The organism is Mesorhizobium sp. AR02, assembly GCF_024746835.1.
Taxonomy (GTDB): Bacteria; Pseudomonadota; Alphaproteobacteria; order Rhizobiales; family Rhizobiaceae; genus Mesorhizobium.
The window spans coordinates 4,238,382-4,263,041 of sequence record NZ_CP080531.1 but is presented as its reverse complement, the minus strand read 5'-3'; the positions used below and the strand labels follow the sequence as shown (position 1 = coordinate 4,263,041).

Here is a 24,660-nt window from a genome sequence, read left to right as displayed (position 1 = left end):
TCCCATTGATGCCCGCATTGGATTGGACCTACCTGGCCGCGAGCGGTTTCCAGGCCGTGTATTGGTCGAGTTCGGCGCGCACCGAGGTCGGCGGCGCTATGATCCACATCACTTCGGCTCGGCCACTGCCGATGTTCTCTGAGCGATGCGGTGTCGAGGTCGTGTATTCGATGCTGTCGCCCTCCTCGAGCACATGGCGCGCCTCGCCGAGCGAGACCTCGACGACCCCGCGCAGCACGACGAGCATCTCGTGTGCGTCGCCATGGGTGTAGCGATCGGGTCCGGTCGAGCCGCCAATGTCGAATTCCCCGACATAGACTTCCATGTCGCTCAGCGGCGGGCGCGACAACAGCATCTTGCGGCAGCCGTCGCTGGGCGGCAGGCTCGGCCGCTCGCTGCGTCTCAGGACGCCATGGTTTTGCGCCGTGCTTTCCTCGAACAGCATGGCGACGCTGACGCCGAGCGCCGAAGCCATCTGGTTGAGCGAAGCGGTGCTGGCGCCGGTCAGGCCGCGTTCAAGCTGGCTGATGAAACTGGCGCTCGTTCCGGTCGCTTCGGCAAGCTCCCGCAAGGACAGCCTGCGGGCGAGACGAAGGCTCTTGAGGCGCATGCCCAGCACCTGATGGGCATGCGTCGCGGCCGATACGTCGCCCGTCTTTACCGAAGCCTTGTCGGACCCCTTGCTCATGCCGTCTTCCACCTCACTTAACATTCTGTACAGTGGCACTGTACAATTGGCAAGCCGCGCATGGTGTCAGGAGTGCACCGATATCTGGGCCAGGCTTGCTCAAATCGGAGGGTGTGTCCTGGGGAGGACGTGCCCGCCGGTCGACAAGGGGATGCGCAGGTGCGCCCTCTACCCCTCGCCCGACAGGTCCCGGCGCGCCTTTTCGAGTTCTTCGGCGTAGCGCCGCATCAGATGGCCCTCGGTCAGCAGACCGAGCACGATGTGGTCGGTGAAATCCTCGACGACCGCCAGTTCCTCGGCGCCGGCGCGCTGGAACGTCTCGGCGGCGGCCTGCACGTTCATGCTGGGCACCAGGACGGCATCCTTGTACTGGGCGAGATCGCGCACCGGCACCTCGCCGCCGGCGGGATCGCTGTGCAGTTCGGCCACGATCAGCACGCCGACATACTGATCGCCCGGGTCGACGGCGATGACGCGCTGGGCAGAGCCGAGCGGGATTTGCTTGCGGAAGGCGGAAAGCGTCGTCGAGGCATCGATGGTCTTGATGTCCTTGCGCATCATCGAGCCGACGGTCAGGCTGCGCATCCAGCCGACATCATGGGCGCTGCGGATCGTTTCGCCACGCAGATGGAAGCGCCATGTCGAGAACGAATAGCCGAAGGTTTCGCGCACCAGGATCGCCGCCATGATCGAGGCCGCCAGGACGACGCCGGTGAGCGTCAGGTCGCGCGTCGATTCCAGTGCCAGGAAGGTCATGGTCAGCGGGCCGCCGACGACGCCGACGGCAAGCGAGGTCATGCCGACGACGGCGGCAACCGAAGGGTCGATGCCGGTCGCCGGCGAGACCAGCGCCATCACGCCGGCGAACGCCTTGCCGAGCAGCGCGCCGAGGAACAGCGAAGCGAAGAACAGGCCGCCGCGAAAGCCGGAACCAAGCGAGATTGCTGACGCCGCGAGCTTGAGCACGAAGACGCTGGCGACCACGGTCAGCCCATAATTCATGGCGAATTCGCGGTGCAGCGCGCCATGGCCGCTGGACAGGACCTGCGGCGTGATCAGCCCCAGCAGGCCGACGAGGACGCCGCCGATGACGGGGCGCAGCGAGGCATCGACCGACAGCCTGTTGAAGCCGCGTTCGATCAGCGTCACCAGTTGCATGATGGCGATCGAAGCCGCGCCGCCCAGCAGCCCAAGCAGCAGGAACGGCACGTACTGGCTGGGCGTCAGCGCCGGCAGCCCTGAAAGCTCGAGCGGAAACGGCACGCCGCCGAACATCTCCGCCGTCAGCGAGGCGCAGATCGCGGCCGTCATCACAGGCGCGACATTGGCGACCGAGTAGATGCCGATGACCAGTTCGAAACCGTAGAAGGCACCCGTCAGCGGCGCATCGAAGGCGGCGGCGATGGCGCCGGCCGCACCACAGCCGACCAGGATGCGGACATCGTTGCGGCGCAGCCTGAAGATGCGCGCCAGCCGCGATGCCAGGCCGGATCCGACCTGTGTGTAGCCGGCTTCCAGTCCGACCGAGGCGCCGAAGCCGCTGGAGATCATCGTCTGGCCGGCGATGATGAACGTGTCGGTCAGCGACATGCGCCCGCCATAGAGCGCGTTGGCTTCGATCGGATCGACCGGGGTGCGGAATTTACGCAACCGCAGCCAGATTACGCTCAGCCCAAGCAAGGCGCCGCCGACCGCCGGTATCAGCGCCTGCATGGGATTGGCGAGCGAGAACATGCCGGAAAGCCGGCCGCCGGGCTGAACGCCGAACAACAGCCCGTGCAAATCCTGCACGATCTGGCTCATCGCCGTGACCAGTATGCCCGCCATGACGCCGACGACGCCCGCCAGGATGACGACGGCGATGCCGCGCGCCTCGAGCAGCGGAATTGACCTCAGCAGCACCGCGCGCAGCCGGCGGGCGTAGACTTGTGGTTGGTTTCTGGAAAGCACCGGGGCGGCTCGCCGATATCAAAGGGACGTGGAAGGCTGATACGCCCAGCGATACAGCATGGCAACCGCGATGCCGGTTGCCCGATGTAAGGATCGTTCTCGAACGGTTTAGAGGCTTCTTTCGATCAATCCCGAGCCCAAAAGGCATAAGTGAGGCGGTCATCTGAAATCCGACAGCGGATTCGCGGCGATGCTCCTTCCCCCGTTCACTTGCGAAATCGACGCACCGCCTGAAGCGTGATATTTTAACCCGTCACTATTTCCCTCAAGGAGGAGAACATGAGTGCGCGGGGGTTGTTTTCATTGGCTGTTTGCCACGATTTTTTTGAGTTCGTCTGCAATAAGCCACTCAAGCATAGATATGCCAGTTAAGCATAATATTTCATACTCCATGTCTCTTTTGTCGGGAGGCAATACGGAAAAACAGAGCCGGCCGACGGAAGGACTTCTTCGGACCGCACAGCAGGACGTCTGCTGTCCTGGCGGTTATCCTTGGTACCGTAACTCAACAAACATGTGTTACGGCAGCTATGAAGATTGCCACGATACCGATGGCGGAGGTTGGTCCTGCAGACAGGTCAACGCCTGCTAATGCAGGTCGCCCAAAAGTGACCTCGGTTCTGCGAAAACGACATGCATAAAAACAAGGACCTGAAGTGCGTCGCATGAATGCGTTTCAACGTGACGCGCTTTGGGCCTTCTTTGCCATCCGATCGAGAGGCAACCGCTTCTGCCGTCAATCCGGTATGGTCAGCGGCCCGCAATCGTCGTCGGCGATGAATGTTGCCAGGAGTTCGGCGGGCTCGGTGGTGCTGGCATTCTCAGCGAAGAGATGGACCGTGCTAGGTGGCTCGAACCAGGTCTGTCCCTCGGTATAGACGACGGCCGGGCTGCCTTCGAGCTGCGAGCGCAGCGTGCCTTTGAGGACGAAGGCGCTGACCGAGCCCGGATGCCGGTGGCGGGGCGTAAAGCCGTTGGGCGGAAATGCCACGATCACCGTGGTGATCGACTTGCCCGGCACGTTCGGCAGTTGCTCACAGGAGACCGGCGTGACGACCGTCTTCGGCCGTGCCCCGGCGGCACCGTCCGCATCGGCATTTGCCATCTGCATTTCCATGCCATCAGGCACGACGCCAATGAAATCGGGGCCGGCCCACTTTGCCGTGAGCGCAAACAGAACCCCGACAGCGCTGACGGCGATAAGAGATTGGCCGGTGCGCAAACGAGCTTGATTGCCGATCATATCGATGTCTCCGAATTCAGGCAGGCAAACGGAAATCGGCGCGCCAACCCAGCTCCTCGACCGCCCTTTGCGTCGAGACCGCCTGGTTGGGCTCCGCCACGTTGAAGATTCCGGGCGCACCCTTGTCGAGCGCGAGCAGCGCTGCATAGGCAGCCGCATCGACATGCACCGGCGATGCGCCGGCAGCCGCATCGGTTCCCGTTCCCGGCCCATAGAGCTGACCGTAGCGCAGGACGACACCCTCGAATGGTGCGTTGAGAACGGCCTTTTCCAAGGCGATGACACCGCCGACGCTGATGCCGCGATTGCCGCTGGCGCCACCGTCCAGCGGGTCGGCTTCGGCATGCGGCTCCGGACCCGGCGCGTAGGCCCAGGCGATGCTTTGCGCCACCATGCGCCGGACACCGGATGCGACGGCGGCCGCGACCAGATTGCGCGTGCCTTCGTCGCGGATACGGGCATTGCGCACGATGGCCTCGCCCATCCGGCTCGGGTCGAGGCCCGGCGGCAGGTCGGTCAGCTGGTGGACGACGATGTCAGGCTTGGCGGCGAGCATCACGCGCGACAGCGCCTCGGCATCGAAGACATCCACGACCGCCGGCTCGACCCCGAGGGCGCGCAATGTCGCGGCCTTGTTCGCATTGCGCGTGGTGCCGGTCACCTGATGGCCGGCGGCCAGAAACTGCGGGATCAGCCGCTGGCCGATGGCGCCCGAGGCGCCGGCAAGAAAAATTCGATGACCCATCGTCATGAACTCCACATCGTCGTAATATCAGTGCACGAACAACATATAAGAGCTCTGATATCATGCGCAAGCCCAATCAGCGTCCGTCGATTCCGGCTCCCGGCGAAGGCAAACGCGGCGAGGAAGGCTATCTCGGCTATCTCCTGCGGCAGGCCGCCGGCGCGCATCGGCTTAGAATGGACAGGGCGCTGGGCGATCTCGGCGTGACGCAGCCGCAATTCGTCACGCTGACCATGCTTGCGGCCTATCCCGGCCTCTCCAATGCCGACCTTGCCCGGCTGGCGCTGCTCACCCCACAAACGCTCAGCGTCATCGTCGCCAATCTCGAACGAGCCGGCTCGCTGGTGCGCAAACCGCATGCCGTTCATGGCCGCATCCAGCACATCGATCTCAGCGACAGCGGCCGCGCCCTGCTGCGCGCCTGTCGCGAGCGCGTGAGAGCCATCGAGAGCGAGCTGACGCAGGGGCTGTCGGTTGCGGAAGAACGCGCGGTCAGGCGCTGGCTGGTCGGCGTCGCCACGGCCACCACAGCCGAGTCCTGATCAGGTCGGCGTGGGCTCACCTGCCTCGTAGAGCACGAGGTTGCGCTCGCCGATGCCAAGCGACGGCCAGCTTGAACGCCACTCGGCGATGTGCGGCGAGCGGAAATGCGCATCGAGCGCGGCCCTGTCGCGCCACGCCTCGGTAACCCGGATCAGCCCCGCGTCGAGCACGTCCCGTGCATAGGAATATTCGAGGCAGCCATCCTCGGCGCGGCTGCCCGAGATCATGCGCTCCATCGCAAGCCTTGCCTCCTCGAATCTGTCGGGCGGCAAACGGATCGTGCCAATGATCAGGAGCATGGGTTTCCCTTCCTTCGCGACATCAGGTCCGGCCACTTTCCCACCCTCGCGCAAGCTTGGCCAGCTACCCTCGCCGGGCTGTCCTATGCGCGGGCAGTCTATGGTTCGAGGACTTCAATGGCGATCAGCGAAAGCATCCAGCCCGGCGCGGTGGCCAAGAACGGCCGCGATGTCTTCTTCGCGCTCGGCATCGTCATCATCCTGGCCGTGCTGTTCCTGCCGATCCCGGCCTTTCTCATCGACATCGGCCTCGCCTTCTCGATCGCGCTTTCGGTGCTGATCCTGATGGTGGCGCTGTGGATCCAGCGGCCGCTCGATTTCTCCTCGTTCCCGACTGTGCTGCTCATCGCCACGATGCTGCGGCTATCCCTGAACATCGCCACCACGCGCATGATCCTGTCGCACGGCAATGAGGGCACGCACGCCGCCGGCTACGTCATTGCTGGCTTCTCCAAGCTGGTGATGGCCAGCGATTTCGTCATCGGCTTGATCGTCTTCATGATCCTGATCGTGGTGAACTTCATCGTCATCACCAAGGGCGCCACCCGTATCGCCGAAGTCGGCGCCCGCTTCACCCTCGACGCCATCCCCGGCAAGCAGATGTCGATCGACGCCGATCTTTCCGCCGGCATGATCGACGACAAGACCGCGCAGCTGCGCCGCCGCGAGCTGGAAGAAGAATCCTCCTTCTTCGGCTCGATGGACGGTGCCTCGAAATTCGTACGCGGCGACGCCATTGCCGGCCTCATCATCACCGCCATCAACATCGTCGGCGGCATCGCCATCGGCTACATCAGGCATGGCATGGGCATGGGCGAGGCCGCCGACGTGTTCATCAAGCTGTCGGTCGGCGACGGCCTAGTCACCCAGATCCCGGCGCTGATCGTCTCGCTCGCCGCCGGCCTGCTGGTGTCCAAGGGCGGCACGCGCGGCTCGACCAACCAGGCCGTGTTCGGCCAGCTCGGCGCCCATCCGCGCGCGCTTTACGTGGCGGCGGCGCTGCTGGTGCTGCTCGGCCTGATGCCCGGCCTGCCGCTGTTTCCCTTCTTTGCACTGGCCGGTGGCATGGCCGCTCTCGGCTACATCATCCCGATGCGCGCCAACCGCGTCCTCGCCGCGGCCGAAGCGTTGAAGACCCAGGAGAAGGCGACCAAGGTCGAGGAGGAGAAGAACTCGGTCAAGGCCTCGCTCGCCACCGCCGAGATCGAACTCCTGATTGGCAAGCAGCTGTCGACCCGGCTGCTGGTCTCGCATCAGGAACTGGTCTTCCGCATGGCCAAGATGCGCAAGAAATTCGCCCAGCAATACGGCTTCGTCGTGCCGGAAGTGCGCGTCGCCGACGATTTCGCCATCCCGCCGAAGAGCTATCAGATCAAGGTGCATGGCACGGTGGTTGCCGAATATTCGATGCGCGTCGGCGAGATCATGGTGCTGCTCGGCAGCCGCGACGTGCCCGAAATACCCGGCGAAGAGATCCGCGAGCCGGCCTTCGGCATGCGCGCCTATTCCGTCATGGAAACCTTCGCCGAGGATCTGAAGCGCGAGAACTACACCTTTGCCGACAACATGTCGGTGCTGCTCACCCATCTCTCCGAGGTGATCCGCAACAACCTGCCGCAGCTCCTGTCCTACAAGGACATGAAGGCGCTGCTCGAGCGCCAGGACCAGGAGTATCGCAAGCTCGCCGACGAGATCTGCACCACGCACATCTCCTATCCCGGTCTGCAGGCGGTGCTGAAGCTGCTGCTTGCCGAGCGCGTCTCGATCCGCAATCTGCACCTGATCATCGAGGCCATCGCCGAGATCGCGCCGCATGTGCGCCGTACCGAGCAGATCGTCGAGCATGTCCGCATCCGCATGGCGCAGCAGATCTGCGGCGATCTCTCTGAAGGCGGCGTGCTCAAGGTGTTGCGTCTTGGCAACCGCTGGGACCTTGCCTTCCACCAGAGCCTCAAGCGCGACGCCAAGGGCGAGGTGCGCGAGTTCGACATTGATCCGCGCCAGCTCGAGGAATTCGGCCAGGACGCCACCAAGGCGATCAAGAAATTCCTCGAAGCCGGCGAGCGTTTCGTCCTCGTCACCGCGCCCGACGCCCGCCCCTATGTGCGCATGATCATCGAGCGCCTGTTCACCACGCTGCCGGTGCTCTCCCATGTCGAAATCGCCAAGGGCGTCGAGATCAGGGTGCTCGGGACCATATCGTGAGCGTTCTTTCGCAGAGCGTCGTCATCGCGGCGTTCCTCGCCTTCTGCCGCATCGGCGCCTGCTTCATGCTGATGCCGGGCCTGTCCAGCGCCCGCGTGCCGGTGCAGGTCAGGCTGTTCGTGGCGGTCGCCGCCACCGGCGGCCTGCTCGCCTTCCTGTGGGACCGCATCATCCCTTTCGTCGATCCGCGCCCGCAGATCCTGGTGCCGATGATCATCTCGGAACTTTTGGTCGGCGGGCTGATCGGCGCCATGACCAGGCTCTACATGGAGGCACTGCGCTTCATGGGCTCGGCGATTGCCATGCTGATCGGCTATGGCGGCTCGGGCGGACCGGCGATCGAGGAGCCGGAACCGCAGGCCGCCCTTGCCGCCATCATCTCGTTCTCGGCGCTGTTGATGCTGTTCGTCTTCGATTTCGACCACGAGATCGTCCGCGCCCTGGTGGCGTCCTACACCGTCGCGCCGGTCAACGTCTTCTTCAACCCGCAGACCGCCCTCGTCGACATCACCGACACCGTGTCGGACACGTTCTTTCTGGTCATCCGCCTCGGCAGCCCGTTCGTCGCCTATGCCATTCTGGTCAATCTGACGATCGGCTTCGTCAACAAGCTGACCCCGCAGATCCCGATCTATTTCATCTCCCAGCCCTTCGTCATCGCCGGCGGCATGATCATCTTCTATTTCGCCATCGGCACCATGCTGTCGCTGTTCGTCGACGGCTTCGTCGACCTGACGCTGGCGAGGTAGCGATGACCACCCGCAAGGACCGCCTGAAGAAACTGGTCAAGGTGCAGGAACAGCTGAAGGCGCTGCACGAGACCCGCCACGCCACCTTCCTGGCCGCGGCAAACGCCGCCGAGGCCGAAGCCCGGGAATTGATCGGCCATTTCGACCAGGACAATTCGCTGTCCGGCCTGTTCCCCGATCTCTATCATCGCCGCATCGCCCAGGCCGTGGTGCGCCAGGAGAAGAGCCTGGAAAGTGCCAAACAAGAAGTCGCCCTCATCGCCGCGGCAAGCGCGCGCACCAACATGGTCGAGCGCGCCTACAAGGACGTGCGCAACCGCGACGAGCGCGAGAGCGCCGACCGCGAACGGCTGGACCTGATCGCGCAGAAGCGGCACGAGGAGTAGCGGCGAGAATTCCGATTATGACCCAAAGCTGACTTACGGACGGAGCGACATGAACGACCGCTTTGCCATGCTCTTTCCTGAAAGCAGATATCGCCGGTCACCACGGGTCCCTCTTCAGCCTGCCCCCGCATGATCCGCCTGTTTGATAAACACTCGACCACCCGTCAGATCCTGCGGAGCGCGTCAGCGGGGAGAAGGCGCGTGGCGCGCCAGGCCGGGTAGAGCGCGCCGAGGGGCCCTGCAATGAAGACGAAGATCAGCGCCTGCGCGATCGACCAGCCCGACAGGTAAGGCACGATCAGACCCGCCGCGAACTTTGTCTTCGCCGCCATTTCCATGGCAAGGGCGCCGAGAATGATCCCGATTACCCCGCCGGCAGCGCTCATGATCACGCCTTCGATAAGAATGAGCCGAAGGATCCGCCTCGGAGACCAGCCAAGCGCTGCGAGAACCCCAATCTCGAACGTCCGTTCGTTCACCGCCATCAGCAGTGTATTGGCAACGGCGACAGAGGCCATCGCCATGACAACCAGTGAAATTGTCCGGGCAATCGCCTGAAGCAGATCGAAGATGCGGATGCTGCTGGCAAACTGCTCGGTGTCGCCCACCGCGAATCCCGGTGCGGCCGCGATGAGCCGGGTTCGTGCAACGGCGATGTCGTTGCTCTCGAGCGGGCGCTTCAACCTCACCTCGTACAAGGTAAACACGTCCTCCCGCGACAGGAGTTGCTGCAGCCCTTCGAGCGGAACGATCGCGCTGTTTTGGTTCAGCACTGACGAGAACGACGCGATGCCGACAATCTGGTAGGGCTGGAACTGGAGTTCGATGGTATCACCGACCCGCTTGTCCAATGCGGTGGCGATCGACTCGCCTAGGATCACGGGCCACTGATCCCCCGGTGCAGGGATTCGCCCCGCCAGGAGGTGCATATCCTTCCACAGGAAGCTGCCGGCGGGCCAGCCCGCCATGACAATATTCGCATCGTCGTCGGCGGTGGTGATGTTCAGGAGAACGCCCGACACGGCCTCGACGTTTGGCACCGCGGTAAGCCCGGAGCCCAGCGACCTAGGCACGGTGCTGCTCACCAGGTTGAACGCGCCGCGCTGGCTCACCACCAGGTCCGCGCCGTTCTCATCGATTCCCGATGCGAACGAGCGCTGGACGCCGGCAGTCAGGCCGGTAAGCGCCACAAAGCCCGCGACCGCCAAGGCGATGCCGAGAACCGTGAGGAGCGTGCGAAGCGGGCGCGCAATCAGACCGCGCAAGGGAAGGGTCAGCTCTGTCATGGGTCAGCGGATCCGCGACATCGGCGCGGGCGTCGACATTGCCCCCATTCGGCTGTCCGAACGGATGCGGCCGTCGGAGATCTCGACGCGCCGACCGCACAGTGCGGCCACATCCTCGTCATGGGTCACGACGACCACCGCAGTGCCGAACTCACGATGCACGTTACCAATGATGCTCATCACGGATTGGCTCGTCTGAACGTCGAGGCTTCCTGTCGGCTCGTCCGCAACGAGAAGCTTCGGGCGGTTTGCAAGCGCTCGTGCAATTGCAAGCCGCTGGCGTTCGCCGCCCGAAAGCTCGGCCGGCCGGAGCGTGGCGCGCTCGGCAAGACCGAAATGTGCCAGAAGTTCGAGCGCGCGAACGCGACGCTGCCGCGCTCCGCCGAGGTTTCCCAACAAAGCCACTTCGATGTTCTCGCGCGCCGACAACGACTGGAGCAGGAAGAAGTTCTGGAAAACGATGCCGATCTTGCTGGCCCGGACGGCTGCCCATGCAGCCCTTCCGTTGATGGCCCGTCCTTCGAACCGAACTTCGCCGCGCGTCGGCCGGTCAAGCCCACAGACCAGGTTCAGGATCGTCGACTTGCCGCTTCCGCTCCGGCCGACAATGGCGACGGTCTCGTCATCCTCGATCGCAAGCGACACATCGTCAACGGCGACAATGCGGCCGCCGTCAAAGTCGCGGCCGACATTGCTCAATTCGACGAGGAGGGACATGAGCACGAGCGGGGAGTCATACCCGGCCTTTCCTGAGATCGGCGACAAGTGCTGGGATCGAGCCGCCGTTGCCGGCGAGCAACTGGGCAATGCGGTCCCGCTGCTGCACGGTCACGGAGCCGCCGTCGACAAAGACATCGCCGATGCAGAGTTGTCCGCGGCAGTGGCGGACACGCCAGTCCACGGACGTTGGGCCGTGGAGCGGCCGGCGGAATTCGCTGCGCACCAGGATGTCGCCGTTAGCCAGAGCCTTTGTGCCGAGCACTGTGAAAGTCTTGTCCTGCGTCCGCTCCAGCTTGTCGGCCAGCCTGTGTGCAATGGCATAAAGAAGCGCATCGACCACCGAGGCGCGGTCTTCCGCACTCGCACGGCGCCAATACGTCCCGAGCACGGCTTGCGCGATCCCCCTACCGTCGAACGCCGCGGAGATCGAGCGGAGCTGCCCCTCGGCGGATCCACCGTGCCCAAGCACAATCGCCGCCTGGCGCACAGTCTCAACCAACTTGACCGCCTCACTCTGCTCATCGGCAGCTGCCGAAAGCGATGGGGCGCAGATCGCGAGTAGCACGGAGACGAGCAACAGCCGGGCCAACGCTGCCCAGCTTGCGTGCGACCATAGGGCTGCTGTCATGATCCTATGTCATCCGATGCGCTGTTGGCTGTCAACATCGAGCCTCTCAGAAGCCTGTGCAGGCGTATGCCCGAAAGTCGCAGCCAGCGGTTCGAGGCGAGCTACCCGCGCTTTCTGCCTTTCCGTCAGGTCGGGATGGCGGTTGGGCACCTGTTTGACGAACGTCGCAGCGACCTGCAGCATCCGCTCCTCGCAGCTGCGGGAAAATGGCAGGCCCAGTTCGCGGTAGATCCGCTTCATCTCGCCCACGGGGTCGGCGATCAGATCCTGCAGCCGCACTTCTGCGAGGTCGGCGGCGGGAATCTGAGCTCTATCTGCCAGATAGTGCATTTCTGTCGCGAGATATTCGCAGGTGATGATCTCCTCCTGCTCGTCCTCGGGCAGTGGCGGCTGCAGGGCGAATGCACGTTGCAATTCGCGCGCCAGAAGGAGGTTGGACCGAAACACGACTTCCGGTGAACGGGAGATGTGGACAAACTTGGCGCCCGGAAACAGCTCCAGGAGGTAGCGGACGCGCGCCGTATGGCTCGGCGACTTGAGCAGAAGTCGCCGCCCGCCCGCAACGAGAGCAAGCTTCTGGACGAAAGCGAACTGATGTGAGCGCCAGCGGCTAAACTCGTCCACCGAAAGCGCGTCGAGATCGTGAAATCGATTGAAGAAGGCCTGCCGGCGGGGAAACATGGCGCGTCCTGCGAGGACAGACATCCCACCCATATTGTTCAACGCGAAATCGTCCTCCGCTGGCAATCTGGCGCCTACCGGCACCACTGCGTTGAGGCGCGTCAACGGCAGCAACGGTACGAAAAGGTAGCGGAGCAGAACCCAGCCGAGGACGAATGTCTGGGGCGCCAGGACCTGCGGCAAGCTCGGCGATCTCAGGCTCGGATCGGCTGCCAGCAGGTTCTGCAAAAACGTCGTCCCGGATCGGAAGTAGCCGAGGACGAACACAGGGGCGTTATCCCGCTCCATCCGGGGAGGTCGCAGCCGCAGCCATAGCCAAAGGATCATGCGCTCCGGCAGGGAGGCGACCGTGCTGATCCCGGAAAGCAGGAGCAGGAGAACCAGGCGCGGCCAATAGGCGGGAGGAATCCGGCCTTCCGCGTGCCACAGGATCCTCAGCACGGCGTCAAGAGGTGCCACGAACATGAAGTGCGGATACGGCAAATAAGGCACCAGCCAACGGGCTGCGAAAGCTCGGATGCGATGTTGGACATTGTGCGATGGCATCATCAAGGAACTTATGATCCATAGGTTCAGATGTTCAAACCGGGCAGGCCACCAGACCTCCTCAGGCAGTCCGGAACATCATGGTCTCGGTGGTCAACCCCGGCCCGAACGCCATGCCGCAGCCGCGCAAGCCCGCTGGCTCCTTCAGCATTTCGGCCATCACGAACATCACGGTTGCCGACGACATGTTGCCGTATCGCCGGAGCACTTCGCGCGATGCGGCGAGCGCGGTCGGCTCCAGTTTGAGTGCCCGCTCGACCGCGTCGAGCACGGAGCGGCCGCCGGGATGCACCGCCCACAAATCGATCTCCTTGGCGGGCCTGCCGCCGAGGATGGCCGGATGCTCGTTGCGCAGCGTCTCGCGGACCGCGCCGGGAACCTGGCCGGACAGCACCATGTCAAAGCCGTCGTCGCGGATGCGCCAGCTCATCAGCTCCTTGCACTCCGCCGCGACGATGGCGTGGAAGCTTTCGAGCAGAATGCCATGCGGCTCAGCCGTTACCAGCGAGGCCGCGCAACCGTCGCCCCATAGACAGAACGAGATCAGCTTCTCGAGCTCGGCGGCTTCCCTGAAATGCAGCGTGCACAATTCGATGTTGACGATCAGCACGCGGGCTTTCGGGTCGGAGCGCACGATATGGCGTGACAGCTTCAAGGCGTTGATGGCGGCATAGCACCCCATGAAGCCGACGATGGTGCGCTCGACCGACGTCGGCAGGCCGCATCGCTGCACCAGCTCGAGGTCGATGCCGGGCGCCGAAAAGCCGGTGCAGCTCGTCACGATCAAATGCGTGATCAGCGAGCGGTCGTCGTCGGCCAGAAGCTTGTCGACGGCCTGTTGCGCGAGCTCCGGCGCGGCGGCTTCGTACATCTCCATACGGATTGCGGTGCTGGCGAACGAGCCCCTGACCGAGGTGCCGTCGCGGTCGATTGCCCCACCGCGCGGATCGTCGGCAGGCGCAAAGCAGGAATAGCGATGTTCGATCCCGGCAAGAGCGACCATTCGCTCGAAGAGCGTAAGGCGCTGGGCATCGTCTTCGAGCAGCAAAGCCCCATAGCGGAGGTAGAACTGATGCACGTCGTGTTCTGGAACTGACGTGGCAATGCGGTTCAGATACGCTTGAGGGGACAAAATTGCTCCGACAATGAGCCCAATCGGGTCTCATAAGAGGTCTAGGAATTGGGGAAGCGTTCCTAAGGTAAACGCCGGCGTAAAGCATTTTATTGCGTAGCGCCGATATTTCTTATTAGCAAACTGTGATACCAGCCTCCGATCCTGTATGAAAGGGACCGACGTTCGGCTTCGCCATCCGGATTGAGTTCACATGCGAGTTCCGCCATGAACAGCGCGCGGCCATGAAGGTACGACCGAATTGCCGGATTGCCGGCTGAAGCCCTAGATTTCCGCATGACCGACATAAACATCCGGCATCTGGAGCCAGAGCTCCTCGACGGTCTCCCGGCCGATGATCCTCGTGCGATTGCATCCCGTCGTGATCTCGTTCGCATCAATGCATTGATGTTCCAGGCCAGGATCATGGCATCGCTCCTGCGAACGAACGTGCCGACGCCGCCGCTACGCATCCTTGAAATAGGGGCCGGTGACGGAAAGTTCATGCTGACGGTGGCGCGGCTGATGGCGCGGCGCTGGCCCGATGTGGAGATCGTCATGGTCGACAGGATCGACCTGATCGGCAAGGATTTGTGCAACTCTTTTGCCGAATTTGGTTGGCAGGCGCGACCCGTAACCGCCGATATATTCGATTGGACAGGGGACGGGCCCTTCGATCTAGTTTGCGCCAACCTTATCCTCCATCACTTCGACGACACGCGCCTGCTGGAGCTGTTTGCCCGGATCATGACGATGGCTCCGATGCTCGTCGCGACGGAGCCGCTCAGGGCCAAGGTGCCACTTGCCGCGACCCGGTTCCTGCGATTGATCGGCGCCTGCGCGGTGACGCTGAACGACGCGGCGCAAAGTGTCCGCGCCGGTTTTCGCGGCACGGAACTTTCACAATTGTGGCAACTGTCAGGTGGAACGCCCGTGATGGAGGCCCGCAAAGGCCTCTTCACTCAAGGTTTTGTCGGCGCCAGCATGCCCGGCACCAAATAATGCACGACGCAATAGTCATCGGTGCCGGCCCCGCCGGCAGTTCTACCGCCATTGCGCTGGCCCAGCATGGTTGGTCGGTGGCAATGGTGGAGAAGGTCGCGTTTCCTCGCCGAAAGGTCTGCGGCGAATTCATGTCAGGCACCAGCCTTGCCTTGCTCGACCAGTTGGGCGTCGGCGAGACTTGGCGCGCGGAAGCCGGCCCCGAAATACGTCGCGTCGGGTTCTTTTCGGGCGATGTCTCAGCCGAGGCGCGAATGCCGCGCGCCAAGACGGGTCTCGGCCGCGCTCTCGGCCGCGATCGTCTGGATTTCGTCCTTTTGCAGGCCGCCGAACGCGCGGGTGTCGAAATTCTCCAGCCTTGCAAGGCTGTCGCTATTCGTCGGCGCGATGATGTGCAGTTTGTGACTGTGGAGACGGAACAGCAACAAAAGGTTTTGAGCGCACCTGTTATAATTGCCGCGCACGGATCCTGGGAAGCCGGGAAACTCCCAAGCCAGATTGAAAGAACGAGCCAACCTTCCGACCTTTTCGGGTTCAAAGCGCATTTTACCGGCGCCGCGCTGGCGCCCGACCTGATGCCGCTGCTGGTATTCCCGGGCGGCTATGGTGGAATGGTAACGGCAGACCGTGGCCGGGTTTCAATTTCCTGCTGTATCCGCCGAGATGTTCTATCCGGGCTGCGCCAACGTTCTGGAAATAGTGCGGCCGCCGATGCACTATGGCGCCATGTCTTGGCCTCGTGCCGAGGCGTGGGAACTGTGCTGGCCAGTGCCGAATTGGATGGCCCATGGCTCGCCGCGGGACCGATTCATCCCGGTATTCGAACCTGCTATGATCAGGGTATCTTCCGCGTCGGCAACATCGCAGGTGAGTCACATCCTGTAATCGCGGAAGGGATTTCGATGGCGCTGCAATCCGGCTGGCTCCTTGCGAGAGAACTGACCGCGTTGGGTAAAGGCCACGAGGGCCACGACGAGGCCGGACATCGCTACGAAAGGCAATGGCGTCGGCAATTCTCGACCCGTTTGCGTGCCGCAGCCTTGATTGCCCGAATAGCGCTTGGGCCTGGCGGCGCGACGGCTATGCGCGCCGTGATTAAGAATTTTCCAGCGGCTTTGACACTTGGCGCTCGATTGAGTGGAAAGACCCAGCCTATTCCGGGCTTTTGACATTAAGCAGCACTGCTCGCTGGGCGTCACCTGACGGTGTACCAAACGTCACGGTGGCGGTTGACCGTGACGAGTTCACAGAACATGCCCCGCAATTCGATCGTGCGTTCTACACCGATCTCCACCTAGAGCAATTCCAGGAAAAGTGTGAAACGGTTTTCCCGGGAAAAGCGCGTAGGCTTTCCCTAGGGAATTGCGTCAAAACAAAGAGTTAGAGCAGTTCACCGTTTCCGTGAAACGGTGAACTGCTCTAAGAAATGGACAGGATCTCGAGTTCGCGCTGCCCCAGCTGGACAATTTCGCCAACGCTTTTGCCAATCAGTGCGATGGCAACCGGTGAACCATGCGATATGGACGCTTGGGAGGGGTTGGCCTCATCCTCACCGACGATGCGGAAGGTCTGCGTGCGGCCATCATCACGCTCGAAGGTGACGGTGTGACCGAAGGCGATCACTTCATTGGACGTCGGCACCGACATAAGCTGGGCCGTACGGACGCGTTCGGCATAATAGCGCATATCCCGAACCGGAACCGCCGATTGCCGTCGCCTCTCGTTGACATCTTCCAGCACGCTGGCGATCTCGAGAGCCTGCTGAGCGCGAGCCAATTCATCCTGCAGCATCTTGAGGCCCGCCTCCGTGACCAGGTTGATCCGATCGGAGATAGGGCGAGCCGGCAGGATGGTTTCCGATGCTGCCTCGGCGCTTTCCTCCTTGGCAAATGCTACGCTCAATTGATCGGGACTCCGTGTTGAACACTGTTGGTAATCGGATAACCCATAGGCGACAACAAAGTTGCAACAATTCGACGGCTGGCTTCGGCAGAAACGGAATGTCTACAAGGGTCGACGGCAGGTCTGCTCCCTTGCCTTCAATGCCAGAACCGGACGGTCCTCTCCCGGCCCAAAAGGCGACATCAGAACATCTGCTCGGCGATGGCCGCTTCTGGCGCGAAGCGGACAACCGATCCTCACACCTGCATTCCGCCTCGCTCCCCCGCAAGCCTGCCACAAGCTTGTTGAGGCATGGTCTGGCTAAGGAAACCCGGCAAAAGGCGGACTTTCTTGGCGATTTCACCACCCAGCGACATCGTTATGGATGTCGCCCGAGCTGCCGATCCGATGGATATCGAGGCTGCCCGCGCCGCGCTGACCAAGCGCGCGAGTGGTGCCGTCGGCACGTTCTCGGTCGATACGGCGGCGTCCATCGATGCCGGCTCGATCCTGTCGCGCGCCACGGCTGACAAGGCGGCGGCGACAGCCGATCCGGCCAAGAAATTCAAGAAGTTCGAGGCGATGGTCTTGCAGACCTTCATCCAGAACATGCTGCCCAAGGACACCGAGGGCGTCTACGGCACCGGCCTCGCAGGCGACATGTGGAAATCGCAGCTCGCCGAGCGCGTCGCCGACGTCATGGCCGAGCGCGGCGGCATCGGCATCGCCAAGTCGCTGCTCGCCGACCACTATATGGACGGCAAGCGCAAGGTGCCGATCGGCCCGGTCTCAAACGGACCGGAAAAGACCGAGATCGATCAGCAAACCCGTCTGTCCACCTCGCTCGTCCAGGAATTGCAGCGCAAGGCCGCCAGGTCGATGACCGGCGACGAGACAACCATAAAAACAGACATCAAGATCTAGGCTGGAAAACACCATGACCGACTCTTCTGAATTCACCGCCAACCTGCCGGCGCGCACCACCGCGTCGGAGGCTCCTATCCCGTTCGCGCGGCCTGGAAACCTTGCCGCCATCATCGGCCGCATCGAGGAGGTGGTCGAGGAAGAGACCGCCGGCATCCGCAGCGACACCAGCTATGACCTCAAGGCGTCGAATGCACGCAAGAGCCGCTATCTCTATGAGCTGACGCGCGCCATGAAGGGCGGCAGCGAAGCCGAGTTCCTCGAACAGCACCGCGAGGGCCTGACCCGGCTGCGCCAGAAACTGGCGAAGAACGAGGCGGCGATCCTGGCGCATCTGAGCGCCGTCAACGAGGTCGCCAGCCTGCTGCGCAGTGCCATCCAGCGTGCCGAAACCGACGGCACCTACTCCGCCGGCGAATTCGGCCGGCTGAAAGGTTAGAGCGCGGTGATGTCGGGCTCGGGTTCCAAATGATCAAGGTCATCGCCATTGCGGTCTGGGTCTGCGCCGCCACGCTCGGCGCGGTGTTCTATTCGTTCCAGGCTGCCGGCGAACGCGGCGTCGGCGAGAAACCCAAGCCGATGCTGGGCGGGCTGGATTACGTCAAGACCGACGTCATTTCGGTGCCGCTGATCCGCGACTCCAAGATCGGCGGCTATTTCCTGGCCAAGCTGGTCTACACCGTCGAGCCGGAGCAGATAAAGAAACTGTCGATCCCGGCCGAAGCGCTGATCACCGACCAAGTCTACACCTACCTCTATTCCAATCCCCAGATCGACTTCACCAAGAAGGCGACGATCGACCTCGATGCCTTTCGCGCCGCGATCCGCGACACCATCAACACCCGCGTCGGCGCAAACTTGGTGCATGAGGTTCTGGTCGATCAGGTCAATTTCCTGAGCAAGGACGAGATCCGCGACAACTGGCTGCGCCGCCGGCAGGATTCCACCACCACGGCGCCCGAGACGGCCAAACCGGTCGAAGCGGATGCGCCGCCGGCCCACTGACCACTGGTGCCCCACCAGCTCGTCCGGTGCGGCGATAGGAACCAGCCTCCAGGATTCGCGTTGACGTAAACGTCAACCCAAAGCTATATGCGGCAGCGACCAAGATCGCAAATGCTGCATGGGCTTCGGCCGGACCGAAATGCCCTGCGCGACAGATGCAACCAGACAGGAGAACAGCGTGAGCGTTCAGGAGATTGCCGAGAAGATCAAGTCGCGCGTGGCCAGCAGCGGGTTCGATCGTTCCGTGAAGTTCGACACCGGCGGCGATGGCGTCATCGTCATCGACGGCGCAACCGTCTCGACATCAGATGCCCCCACCGACTGCACCATCAAGCTCTCGCTCGACGATCTCGACTCGCTGATCGCTGGCGACCTGAACCCGACCATGGCGTTCATGACCGGCAAGATCAAAGTCGAAGGCGACATGACGGTGGCCATGGCGCTCAGCCAGTTGATCGGCTGACGGCATGGATCTCGCAAGCCATACGATGGCTTGGATGGACATGCATAAGACAGGGCTGAAGCGCGCCTCATGATCCATCTGGACGTGCTTCGGGCCTTGTCGGGACACCGTCTTCAAGACGGCACATTCGTTCCACAGGCTTCGGCAATCTTGGCACGAAACCTTCACGCGGCAGAGAACCGCAAGCTGCTCATACCTTTGATTGTGAAATCATCCATTTAGTCTGACCTCGGCTCCATAGGGGCGGCAAAGCAGCGAGGTCGGTAATGAATATCCATAGTGTTCGAGCAGTGGCGCGCGCGGTGCTGATCGCTGCCGTGGTTTCGGTGACTGCGGCGGCGGCCGCCGACGAGCGTGTCCTGATTTCCTACGAGGCCACACCCTCCGTGGGCTTCGACCTGCCAAAGCTGAAGACGGCCGGCTACGCCGAACGGGCTGCCTTTTCGGCGCAGGTGCTTGAGAAAATCGTGCCAAAAATCGTCGCCAGCATAGGCGTCGATCCGGCGGCGCTCGAGACGGAAGTCACACCGGGCGGCTACCTCCTCAAGACCAACGCCTCGCTGCAGACCGAGGCCACGCTCGACGACGCGACCGCCGATCGTCTGGCCGCCGCCTTCGGCTACATTTTCCACCAGCACAGTGTGCTCGTTTCTCGATTGGACGACAGCAGCGGCAGCACGGGCTTCGTCACCGTCCGTTTTCCCAAGGACACGCTCGATGCCGCTGTGGCACAGCGTTTCTTCGAAAAAGCCGATGCCGTGGAAAAGGGCCTGGGCGGCGGTTACACCGCCTTTGGCGACGAGCAGATATTTCTCAATGTCGTGGACGGCAACGGCAAGCCCTATAGCGGCCTCGACAATGCAGCATTTCTGGATGGGCTGAAGCGCACCGCAGCCGCGTTCGGGCCGCCGGCGCCGCAAGTATCGGACTCCGGCACGGCAGCGGCCCGCTTCATCGGCAACGACTGGGACAAGGCCCCCAAAGGCGAGGGCTATGTGAGCCGCCTCGGAGGTGCCGGTTCCCCGACGGTGACCGGCCTGGATGCCGTCGCGACCGAGTATGCCGCGCTGGTCTCAGCCAGCGCGCAGCACTTCGGCTGGAACTGACAGCTTGCGGCCGCAAGCCTTCAGCGTGCCGTGCACGCCATCAAGCGCGCCGTCCACCAGCTCCAGCGCCAGCAGCCGATGCCGCTCATAAGGCCCCGGCATGGCGAGCGAGCCGGTCCTGGCGGCCGAGAAGCCGAAGCGTCCGTAATAGGGCGCATCGCCGACCAGCAGGATCGCCGCGTGGCCGAGGCGAGCCGCTTCGGCGATGGCGTGGCGCATCAGCGCCGAGCCGATGCCGGCATTCTTGAGCGACGGATCGACGGCGAGCGGGCCGAGCAGCAGCGCTGCCGGACCGCCCTCGCCCAGCCGGACATCCCACAGCCGCACCGTGCCGGCGACGCCGCCTGATGCATCGCGCGCGACGAAGGCCAGGCCTTCCGAGGGCCGGCGGCTGCGCCGCAGCTTCTCCGACGATTTTTTCCGCCGCATCGGCCCCATGGCGCGATCGAGCAAGGCTTCGCGTGCCGCGACGTCGGCGACGGTTTCGGCGACCATGGAGAAGGCCGGCGCATGAGCTACGATTTCAACTGACATTTCCATTTCCGCAATCCCTGGCAAGCGGAGATCTGTTCCACAAGCGAGCCCGGGCGGGCGACAAGCGCCCACCTGGGATGATCTGACCGGTTTCTTTCGAACCGTCAGATCACGTAGGATCGGAGAGGCTCGAAGCCGTTGAACGCGACCGCCGAGTAGGTGGTCGTGTAGGCGCCGGTGCCTTCGATCAGCACCTCGTCGCCGATCGTCAGCGAGAGAGGCAGCGGATACGGCGTCTTCTCGTACATCACATCAGCCGAATCGCAGGTCGGGCCGGCAAGCACGCAAGGCGCGGTCTCGGTGCCGTCATGGCGGGTGACGAGGGGATAGCGGATCGCCTCGTCCATCGTCTCGGCCAGACCGCCGAACTTGCCGATGTCGAGGAACACCCAGCGCACATTGTCGTTGTCGGCCTTCTTCGAGATCAGCACGACTTCCGACTTGATGACGCCGGCATTGCCGACCATGCCACGGCCCGGCTCGATGATGGTTTCCGGAATGGCATTGCCGAAATGCTTGCGCAGCGCCGAGAAGATCGCCTGGCCATAGGCCTGCGCCGCCGGCACATCACGCAAATAGCGCGTCGGGAAACCGCCACCCATATTGACCATCTTCAAGACAATGCCTTCCTCGGCGAGCGTCGCGAACACCTTCTTGGCGTCGGCCAGCGCACGGTCCCAGGCGGTCAGGTCGGTCTGCTGCGAGCCGACATGGAACGACACGCCGTAGGCGTCGAGGCCGAGGCCCTTGGCATGACGCAGCACGTCGACAGCCATGGCAGGCACGCAGCCGAACTTGCGCGACAGCGGCCATTCGGCGCCTTCGCCATCGGTCAGCACACGGCAGAACACGCGGGCGCCGGGAGCGACGCGGGCGATCTTTTCGACCTCCTCGACGCAATCGACGGCGAACAGCCGGATGCCGAGCTGGTAGGCGCGTGCGATGTCACGCTCCTTCTTGATGGTGTTGCCGAAGGAGATGCGGTCCGCGGGCGCACCCGCGTCCATCGCCATCTCGACTTCGGCAACGGAAGCGGTGTCGAAGGACGAGCCCATCGCAGCAAGGAGGCGCAGGATTTCCGGCGCCGGGTTTGCTTTCACCGCATAGTAGATCTTGGAATCGGGCAGCGCCTTCTCGAAGGCGCGGAAATTGTCGCGCACGACGTCGAGGTCGACGACGAGGCAAGGGCCGGACGGACGTCGGGTGGCGAGGAAGTCGAGGATGCGCTGGGTAGCCATCGGGTATCTCCAAACACGCCTTTCGGCGCGCACAAGGGTGCGGTCGCGGGCTATCGGCCTCGCGAACACGCGGTGGACAAAGGCGGGACGGAAATCCATGGAACCAGCCGGTGGAGACCCCGGAACCATGAAACGCCGTCTCGCGGCGATGAACCTCAGCCTTGCCCGGCTTCGGTCCGCTTTGTCTGCCTTGGCTTGGATTGGGAGAACCCCGTTCCGCACTGCCGGCAATGAAGGTGTGCCTCTTCAGTAACCCCGGTCTTTGGACAACCGGCAGAGAACCAGAAAGGCCCGCACCGTCGTTGCTTCAAGGTGTCCTCGGGCTGGCGGTTGGCCGCTAGACCGACTGGAGGGGTTGGCTCCAGTTACCTTACCGATTTCCCTCACCATTCGAGGATCGGCGGACACCCACAGGCACGTGCGACTTTGGGCAAGCGCGATATATGGCTGGTTGCCGTCACAATCAATAAAAATCGTATCCAAGGTTGTAAAATTTCTGGCATCGAACAATGTTGGGGCAACCGTATCCGGATATCGAACGATGCCAGGCACGCACGGCCCTTACAACGCCTTTCTCGATCTTCGCCAGATGCCGGTGGCCCATGCCGAGCTCGGCCCGCTCGCCGGCCTGCGGCTGGCCGTCAAGGACATCTACGACGTTGCCGGCTACCGCACCGGCTGCGGCAATCCCAGGAAATTCACAGACAGCCATGCCGCCTCGCGCACGGCACCAGCCGTGCGGACGATTCTCGATGCCGGCGCGCGCTTCGTCGGCAAGACGCAGACCGACGAACTGGCCTTCGCGCTGTTCGGCCAGAACGCGCATTTTCCGTTTCCGGTGAACCCGGCAGCCCCCGACCGTGTCACCGGCGGCTCCTCGTCGGGGTCGGCGTCGGCGGTGGCGGGCAGGCTGGCCGACATCGCTACCGGCTCCGACACTGGCGGCTCTATCCGCGCGCCGGCGAGTTTTTGCGGACTGATCGGGCTGCGCACCACGCATGGCCGCATTCCACTCGATGGCACCATGAAACTGGCGCCGAGCTTCGACACGTTCGGCTGGTTCGCCGACGACATCGAGACCTACGAGACCGTCGGCAAGCTGCTGCTTGGCCGCGACCCGCACCAGCATTCCCTGGACCGCCCGATATCGCTCACCTGGCTGGATGAGATGGTCGCTCGCCCCGCCCTTGCCGAATATGCGGGGATGAAGGGGCTGGCGAGCGCGGTTTTCGGCGCGCCGGTAACGCCAACGATGCGCTTCACCTCGCCCCCCGATGAACTTTACTGGTGCTTTCGCCGGCTGCAGGCCAGGGAGGCGTGGAGCGTGCACGGCGACTGGATCACCAGCGGCGAGCGCGACCTTGGCCCCGGCGTCGAGGAGCGTTTCGGCTTTGGCCGCGCCGTCGATGACCGCACGGCGCAGTCCGAGAAAGTGCGCCGCCTGACCTTTCGCGGCGAACTGAGCGCGCTGCTTGGCAAGGACGGCTTCCTTGTCCTGCCGACGGTGCCAGGCCCGGCGCCCTATGTCGATAGCACGCCGGAGCAGTTCCAGGCCTATCGCGAGCGGGCGCTGCATCTTCTGTGCCTGGCCGGGCTCTCCGGCTTTCCACAGATCACCTTGCCCATCGGTTCGGTCGCCGGCGCTCCGTTCGGCCTGTCGCTGCTAGGCCCTTCCGGTAGCGACATTGCCCTGATACGGCTCGGCCGAAAACTTCTCGACGCAGCACAAAGGGCCTGAACCATGGATACACTGACCCGCATGCGCGCCTTCATCGACGTCGTCGAGGCCGAGGGCTTTTCGGCGGCGGCGCGCAAGATCGGCCGCTCCAAGGCGCTGCTGTCAAAGTATGTGCGCGAGCTGGAGGACGAGCTCGGCGCGCTGCTCCTCAACCGCACCACGCGCCAGTTCTCGATGACCGAGGCGGGCCACACCTACTACCGGCGCGCCTCGGAGATCGTGCGCGAGGTCGACAGCCTGGCGGACGCCGTGCGCGAATCCTCCGGCGACGTGCGCGGCAGGATTAAGCTGTCGGCGCCACGCACCTTCGCCGACGCGCCGATCGGCCAGTCGCTGATCGACTTCGCCAAGCAGCACCCCGACATCGTGCTCGACATCCAGCTCGACGACCGCTTCGTCGACCTGGTCGAGGAAGGCTTCGATCTCGCGGTGCGCATCTCACGCCTGGAGAATTCGTCGCTGATCGCCAGGCGGCTGGCGCCGTTTTCGATAAAACTCTGCGCCTCGCCTGAACTGATCGCCAAGCATGGCATGCCGACGCGGCCGCAGGATCTCGGCCACATGCCCTGCATCGTCGACACCAATGGCCGCGGTCTGAACAACTGGGCGTTCAAGGGCGACAACAACGATCAGCTGAGCGTCGCCGTGTCGGGCCCGATCGAGGTCAACAGCCCGATGGCGGCGCGAGCCGCCGCCGTATCGGGGCTCGGATTTTGCATCCTGCCGGATTTCATCGCCTCGCCCGATCTCAAGAGCGGCCAGCTGGTGACGGCGCTCGACGACCGCATCCTGTCCGGCGGCGGCATCTTCGCCGTCTACCCGCACCGCCGTTATCTGCCGGCCAAGGTCCGCGTTTTTGTCGACTTCCTGGTGCAGTGGTTCAGAACGCGTGAGGTCGCTTGACCTGCCTCGGGCTCTTGTTGCGTGCGTGCCGTTACCCCAAAACCGCTGCGCACTTTTGGGTGACACGCACTGGCGGTCCCAATTTC

General features: G+C 63.3%; 26 protein-coding genes. 13 read left to right on the top strand and 13 right to left on the bottom strand.

Annotated elements, in window-relative coordinates; all coding sequences use genetic code 11:
• Positions 1 to 28: 28 nt before the first annotated feature.
• The 4 genes from DBIPINDM_RS24810 to DBIPINDM_RS24795 form a co-directional block, all read right to left on the bottom strand.
• Positions 29 to 688: a helix-turn-helix domain-containing protein gene (locus DBIPINDM_RS24810; protein ID WP_258581682.1), complete on the bottom strand. Its 660-nt coding sequence runs from the start codon at positions 686 to 688 to the stop codon at positions 29 to 31.
• Between the two features lie 168 nt (positions 689 to 856).
• Positions 857 to 2,638: a chloride channel protein gene (locus DBIPINDM_RS24805; protein WP_258581681.1), complete on the bottom strand. Its 1,782-nt coding sequence runs from the start codon at positions 2,636 to 2,638 to the stop codon at positions 857 to 859.
• 736 nt (positions 2,639 to 3,374) lie between these two features.
• Entirely contained in the window at positions 3,375 to 3,881 is a 507-nt protein-coding gene (locus DBIPINDM_RS24800) for a cupin domain-containing protein (RefSeq protein ID WP_258581680.1), read from the bottom strand.
• Positions 3,882 to 3,897: 16 nt separating this feature from the next.
• Positions 3,898 to 4,626, bottom strand: coding sequence for an NAD-dependent epimerase/dehydratase family protein (locus tag DBIPINDM_RS24795; RefSeq protein WP_258581679.1), 729 nt, complete (start codon positions 4,624 to 4,626; stop codon positions 3,898 to 3,900).
• A 62-nt stretch (positions 4,627 to 4,688) separates the two neighbouring features.
• Here DBIPINDM_RS24795 and DBIPINDM_RS24790 point away from each other — a divergent pair, with 62 nt between their 5' ends.
• Positions 4,689 to 5,168 (top strand): MarR family winged helix-turn-helix transcriptional regulator, encoded by a 480-nt coding sequence (locus DBIPINDM_RS24790; protein WP_258581678.1) that lies wholly within the window; start codon positions 4,689 to 4,691, stop codon positions 5,166 to 5,168.
• On the opposite strand, the gene DBIPINDM_RS24785 is transcribed toward DBIPINDM_RS24790, so the two are convergent.
• Positions 5,169 to 5,468, bottom strand: a complete 300-nt coding sequence (locus DBIPINDM_RS24785) for a putative quinol monooxygenase (RefSeq protein WP_258581677.1) — start codon at positions 5,466 to 5,468, stop codon at positions 5,169 to 5,171.
• A 117-nt stretch (positions 5,469 to 5,585) separates the two neighbouring features.
• Here DBIPINDM_RS24785 and flhA point away from each other — a divergent pair, with 117 nt between their 5' ends.
• Genes flhA through DBIPINDM_RS24770 form a run of 3 tightly spaced genes read left to right on the top strand, consistent with a single transcriptional unit; the run spans position 5,586 to position 8,808 of the window.
• Entirely contained in the window at positions 5,586 to 7,673 is a 2,088-nt protein-coding gene (flhA, locus tag DBIPINDM_RS24780; protein WP_027045515.1) for a flagellar biosynthesis protein FlhA, read from the top strand.
• A complete protein-coding gene (gene fliR, locus DBIPINDM_RS24775) occupies positions 7,670 to 8,422 on the top strand; it encodes a flagellar biosynthetic protein FliR (RefSeq protein WP_258581676.1) in 753 nt (250 codons plus the stop codon). The genes flhA and fliR overlap by 4 nt, the downstream gene beginning before the upstream one ends.
• 2 nt (positions 8,423 to 8,424) lie before the next feature.
• Entirely contained in the window at positions 8,425 to 8,808 is a 384-nt protein-coding gene (locus DBIPINDM_RS24770; RefSeq protein WP_258581675.1) for a hypothetical protein, read from the top strand.
• A 164-nt stretch (positions 8,809 to 8,972) separates the two neighbouring features.
• On the opposite strand, the gene DBIPINDM_RS24765 is transcribed toward DBIPINDM_RS24770, so the two are convergent.
• The 5 genes from DBIPINDM_RS24765 to DBIPINDM_RS24745 form a co-directional block, all read right to left on the bottom strand.
• On the bottom strand, positions 8,973 to 10,094 hold the full coding sequence (locus DBIPINDM_RS24765) for an ABC transporter permease (RefSeq protein WP_258581674.1): 1,122 nt from the start codon (positions 10,092 to 10,094) through the stop codon (positions 8,973 to 8,975).
• A gap of 3 nt (positions 10,095 to 10,097) precedes the next feature.
• Positions 10,098 to 10,859, bottom strand: a complete 762-nt coding sequence (locus tag DBIPINDM_RS24760; protein ID WP_258581673.1) for an ABC transporter ATP-binding protein — start codon at positions 10,857 to 10,859, stop codon at positions 10,098 to 10,100.
• Positions 10,828 to 11,313 carry an ABC transporter substrate-binding protein gene (locus DBIPINDM_RS24755; RefSeq protein WP_258581672.1) on the bottom strand — a complete coding sequence of 162 codons (486 nt, stop codon included), beginning with the start codon at positions 11,311 to 11,313 and terminating at the stop codon, positions 10,828 to 10,830. The genes DBIPINDM_RS24760 and DBIPINDM_RS24755 overlap by 32 nt, the downstream gene beginning before the upstream one ends.
• Positions 11,314 to 11,451: 138 nt before the next feature.
• Positions 11,452 to 12,672, bottom strand: coding sequence for a sulfotransferase family protein (locus DBIPINDM_RS24750; protein WP_258589331.1), 1,221 nt, complete (start codon positions 12,670 to 12,672; stop codon positions 11,452 to 11,454).
• A 58-nt stretch (positions 12,673 to 12,730) separates the two neighbouring features.
• On the bottom strand, positions 12,731 to 13,747 hold the full coding sequence (locus tag DBIPINDM_RS24745; protein WP_258581671.1) for a type III polyketide synthase: 1,017 nt from the start codon (positions 13,745 to 13,747) through the stop codon (positions 12,731 to 12,733).
• Positions 13,748 to 14,077: 330 nt separating this feature from the next.
• Between DBIPINDM_RS24745 and DBIPINDM_RS24740 the strand changes: the two genes are divergently transcribed.
• Both DBIPINDM_RS24740 and DBIPINDM_RS24735 read left to right on the top strand, forming a co-directional pair.
• Complete coding sequence (locus DBIPINDM_RS24740; protein ID WP_258581670.1) at positions 14,078 to 14,782, top strand: class I SAM-dependent methyltransferase; 705 nt, start codon at positions 14,078 to 14,080, stop codon at positions 14,780 to 14,782.
• The gene (locus DBIPINDM_RS24735) at positions 14,782 to 15,951 is read left to right on the top strand and encodes an NAD(P)/FAD-dependent oxidoreductase (protein WP_258581669.1); all 1,170 of its coding nucleotides are present in this window, start codon (positions 14,782 to 14,784) and stop codon (positions 15,949 to 15,951) included. Before DBIPINDM_RS24740 ends, DBIPINDM_RS24735 begins: the two co-directional genes overlap by 1 nt.
• A 250-nt stretch (positions 15,952 to 16,201) precedes the next feature.
• On the opposite strand, the gene greA is transcribed toward DBIPINDM_RS24735, so the two are convergent.
• Positions 16,202 to 16,684 (bottom strand): transcription elongation factor GreA, encoded by a 483-nt coding sequence (gene greA / locus DBIPINDM_RS24730; RefSeq protein WP_258581668.1) that lies wholly within the window; start codon positions 16,682 to 16,684, stop codon positions 16,202 to 16,204.
• Positions 16,685 to 16,975: 291 nt separating this feature from the next.
• Between greA and DBIPINDM_RS24725 the strand changes: the two genes are divergently transcribed.
• The 5 genes from DBIPINDM_RS24725 to DBIPINDM_RS24705 all read left to right on the top strand — a co-directional run bounded on the left by DBIPINDM_RS24725 (position 16,976) and on the right by DBIPINDM_RS24705 (position 20,161).
• Positions 16,976 to 17,587 carry a rod-binding protein gene (locus DBIPINDM_RS24725; protein ID WP_258581667.1) on the top strand — a complete coding sequence of 204 codons (612 nt, stop codon included), beginning with the start codon at positions 16,976 to 16,978 and terminating at the stop codon, positions 17,585 to 17,587.
• Positions 17,588 to 17,600: 13 nt separating this feature from the next.
• Positions 17,601 to 18,026 (top strand): hypothetical protein, encoded by a 426-nt coding sequence (locus DBIPINDM_RS24720; protein WP_258581666.1) that lies wholly within the window; start codon positions 17,601 to 17,603, stop codon positions 18,024 to 18,026.
• Positions 18,027 to 18,055: 29 nt separating this feature from the next.
• Positions 18,056 to 18,592, top strand: coding sequence for a hypothetical protein (locus DBIPINDM_RS24715; protein WP_258581665.1), 537 nt, complete (start codon positions 18,056 to 18,058; stop codon positions 18,590 to 18,592).
• Between the two features lie 178 nt (positions 18,593 to 18,770).
• Positions 18,771 to 19,055 (top strand): SCP2 sterol-binding domain-containing protein, encoded by a 285-nt coding sequence (locus DBIPINDM_RS24710; protein WP_027043088.1) that lies wholly within the window; start codon positions 18,771 to 18,773, stop codon positions 19,053 to 19,055.
• Between the two features lie 302 nt (positions 19,056 to 19,357).
• Entirely contained in the window at positions 19,358 to 20,161 is an 804-nt protein-coding gene (locus DBIPINDM_RS24705; protein ID WP_258581664.1) for a hypothetical protein, read from the top strand.
• Here the strand turns inward: DBIPINDM_RS24705 and DBIPINDM_RS24700 are convergent.
• The gene (locus tag DBIPINDM_RS24700) at positions 20,129 to 20,701 is read right to left on the bottom strand and encodes a GNAT family N-acetyltransferase (RefSeq protein ID WP_258581663.1); all 573 of its coding nucleotides are present in this window, start codon (positions 20,699 to 20,701) and stop codon (positions 20,129 to 20,131) included. The two genes, DBIPINDM_RS24705 and DBIPINDM_RS24700, sit on opposite strands and share 33 nt — an antisense overlap.
• A 98-nt stretch (positions 20,702 to 20,799) precedes the next feature.
• A complete protein-coding gene (gene odc2, locus DBIPINDM_RS24695) occupies positions 20,800 to 21,933 on the bottom strand; it encodes an ornithine/lysine decarboxylase (RefSeq protein WP_258581662.1) in 1,134 nt (377 codons plus the stop codon).
• A gap of 541 nt (positions 21,934 to 22,474) precedes the next feature.
• Here odc2 and DBIPINDM_RS24690 point away from each other — a divergent pair.
• On the top strand, positions 22,475 to 23,671 hold the full coding sequence (locus DBIPINDM_RS24690) for an amidase (protein WP_258581661.1): 1,197 nt from the start codon (positions 22,475 to 22,477) through the stop codon (positions 23,669 to 23,671).
• A gap of 3 nt (positions 23,672 to 23,674) precedes the next feature.
• Positions 23,675 to 24,574, top strand: a complete 900-nt coding sequence (locus tag DBIPINDM_RS24685; RefSeq protein ID WP_258581660.1) for a LysR family transcriptional regulator — start codon at positions 23,675 to 23,677, stop codon at positions 24,572 to 24,574.
• The last annotated feature ends 86 nt before the right edge of the window (positions 24,575 to 24,660 follow it).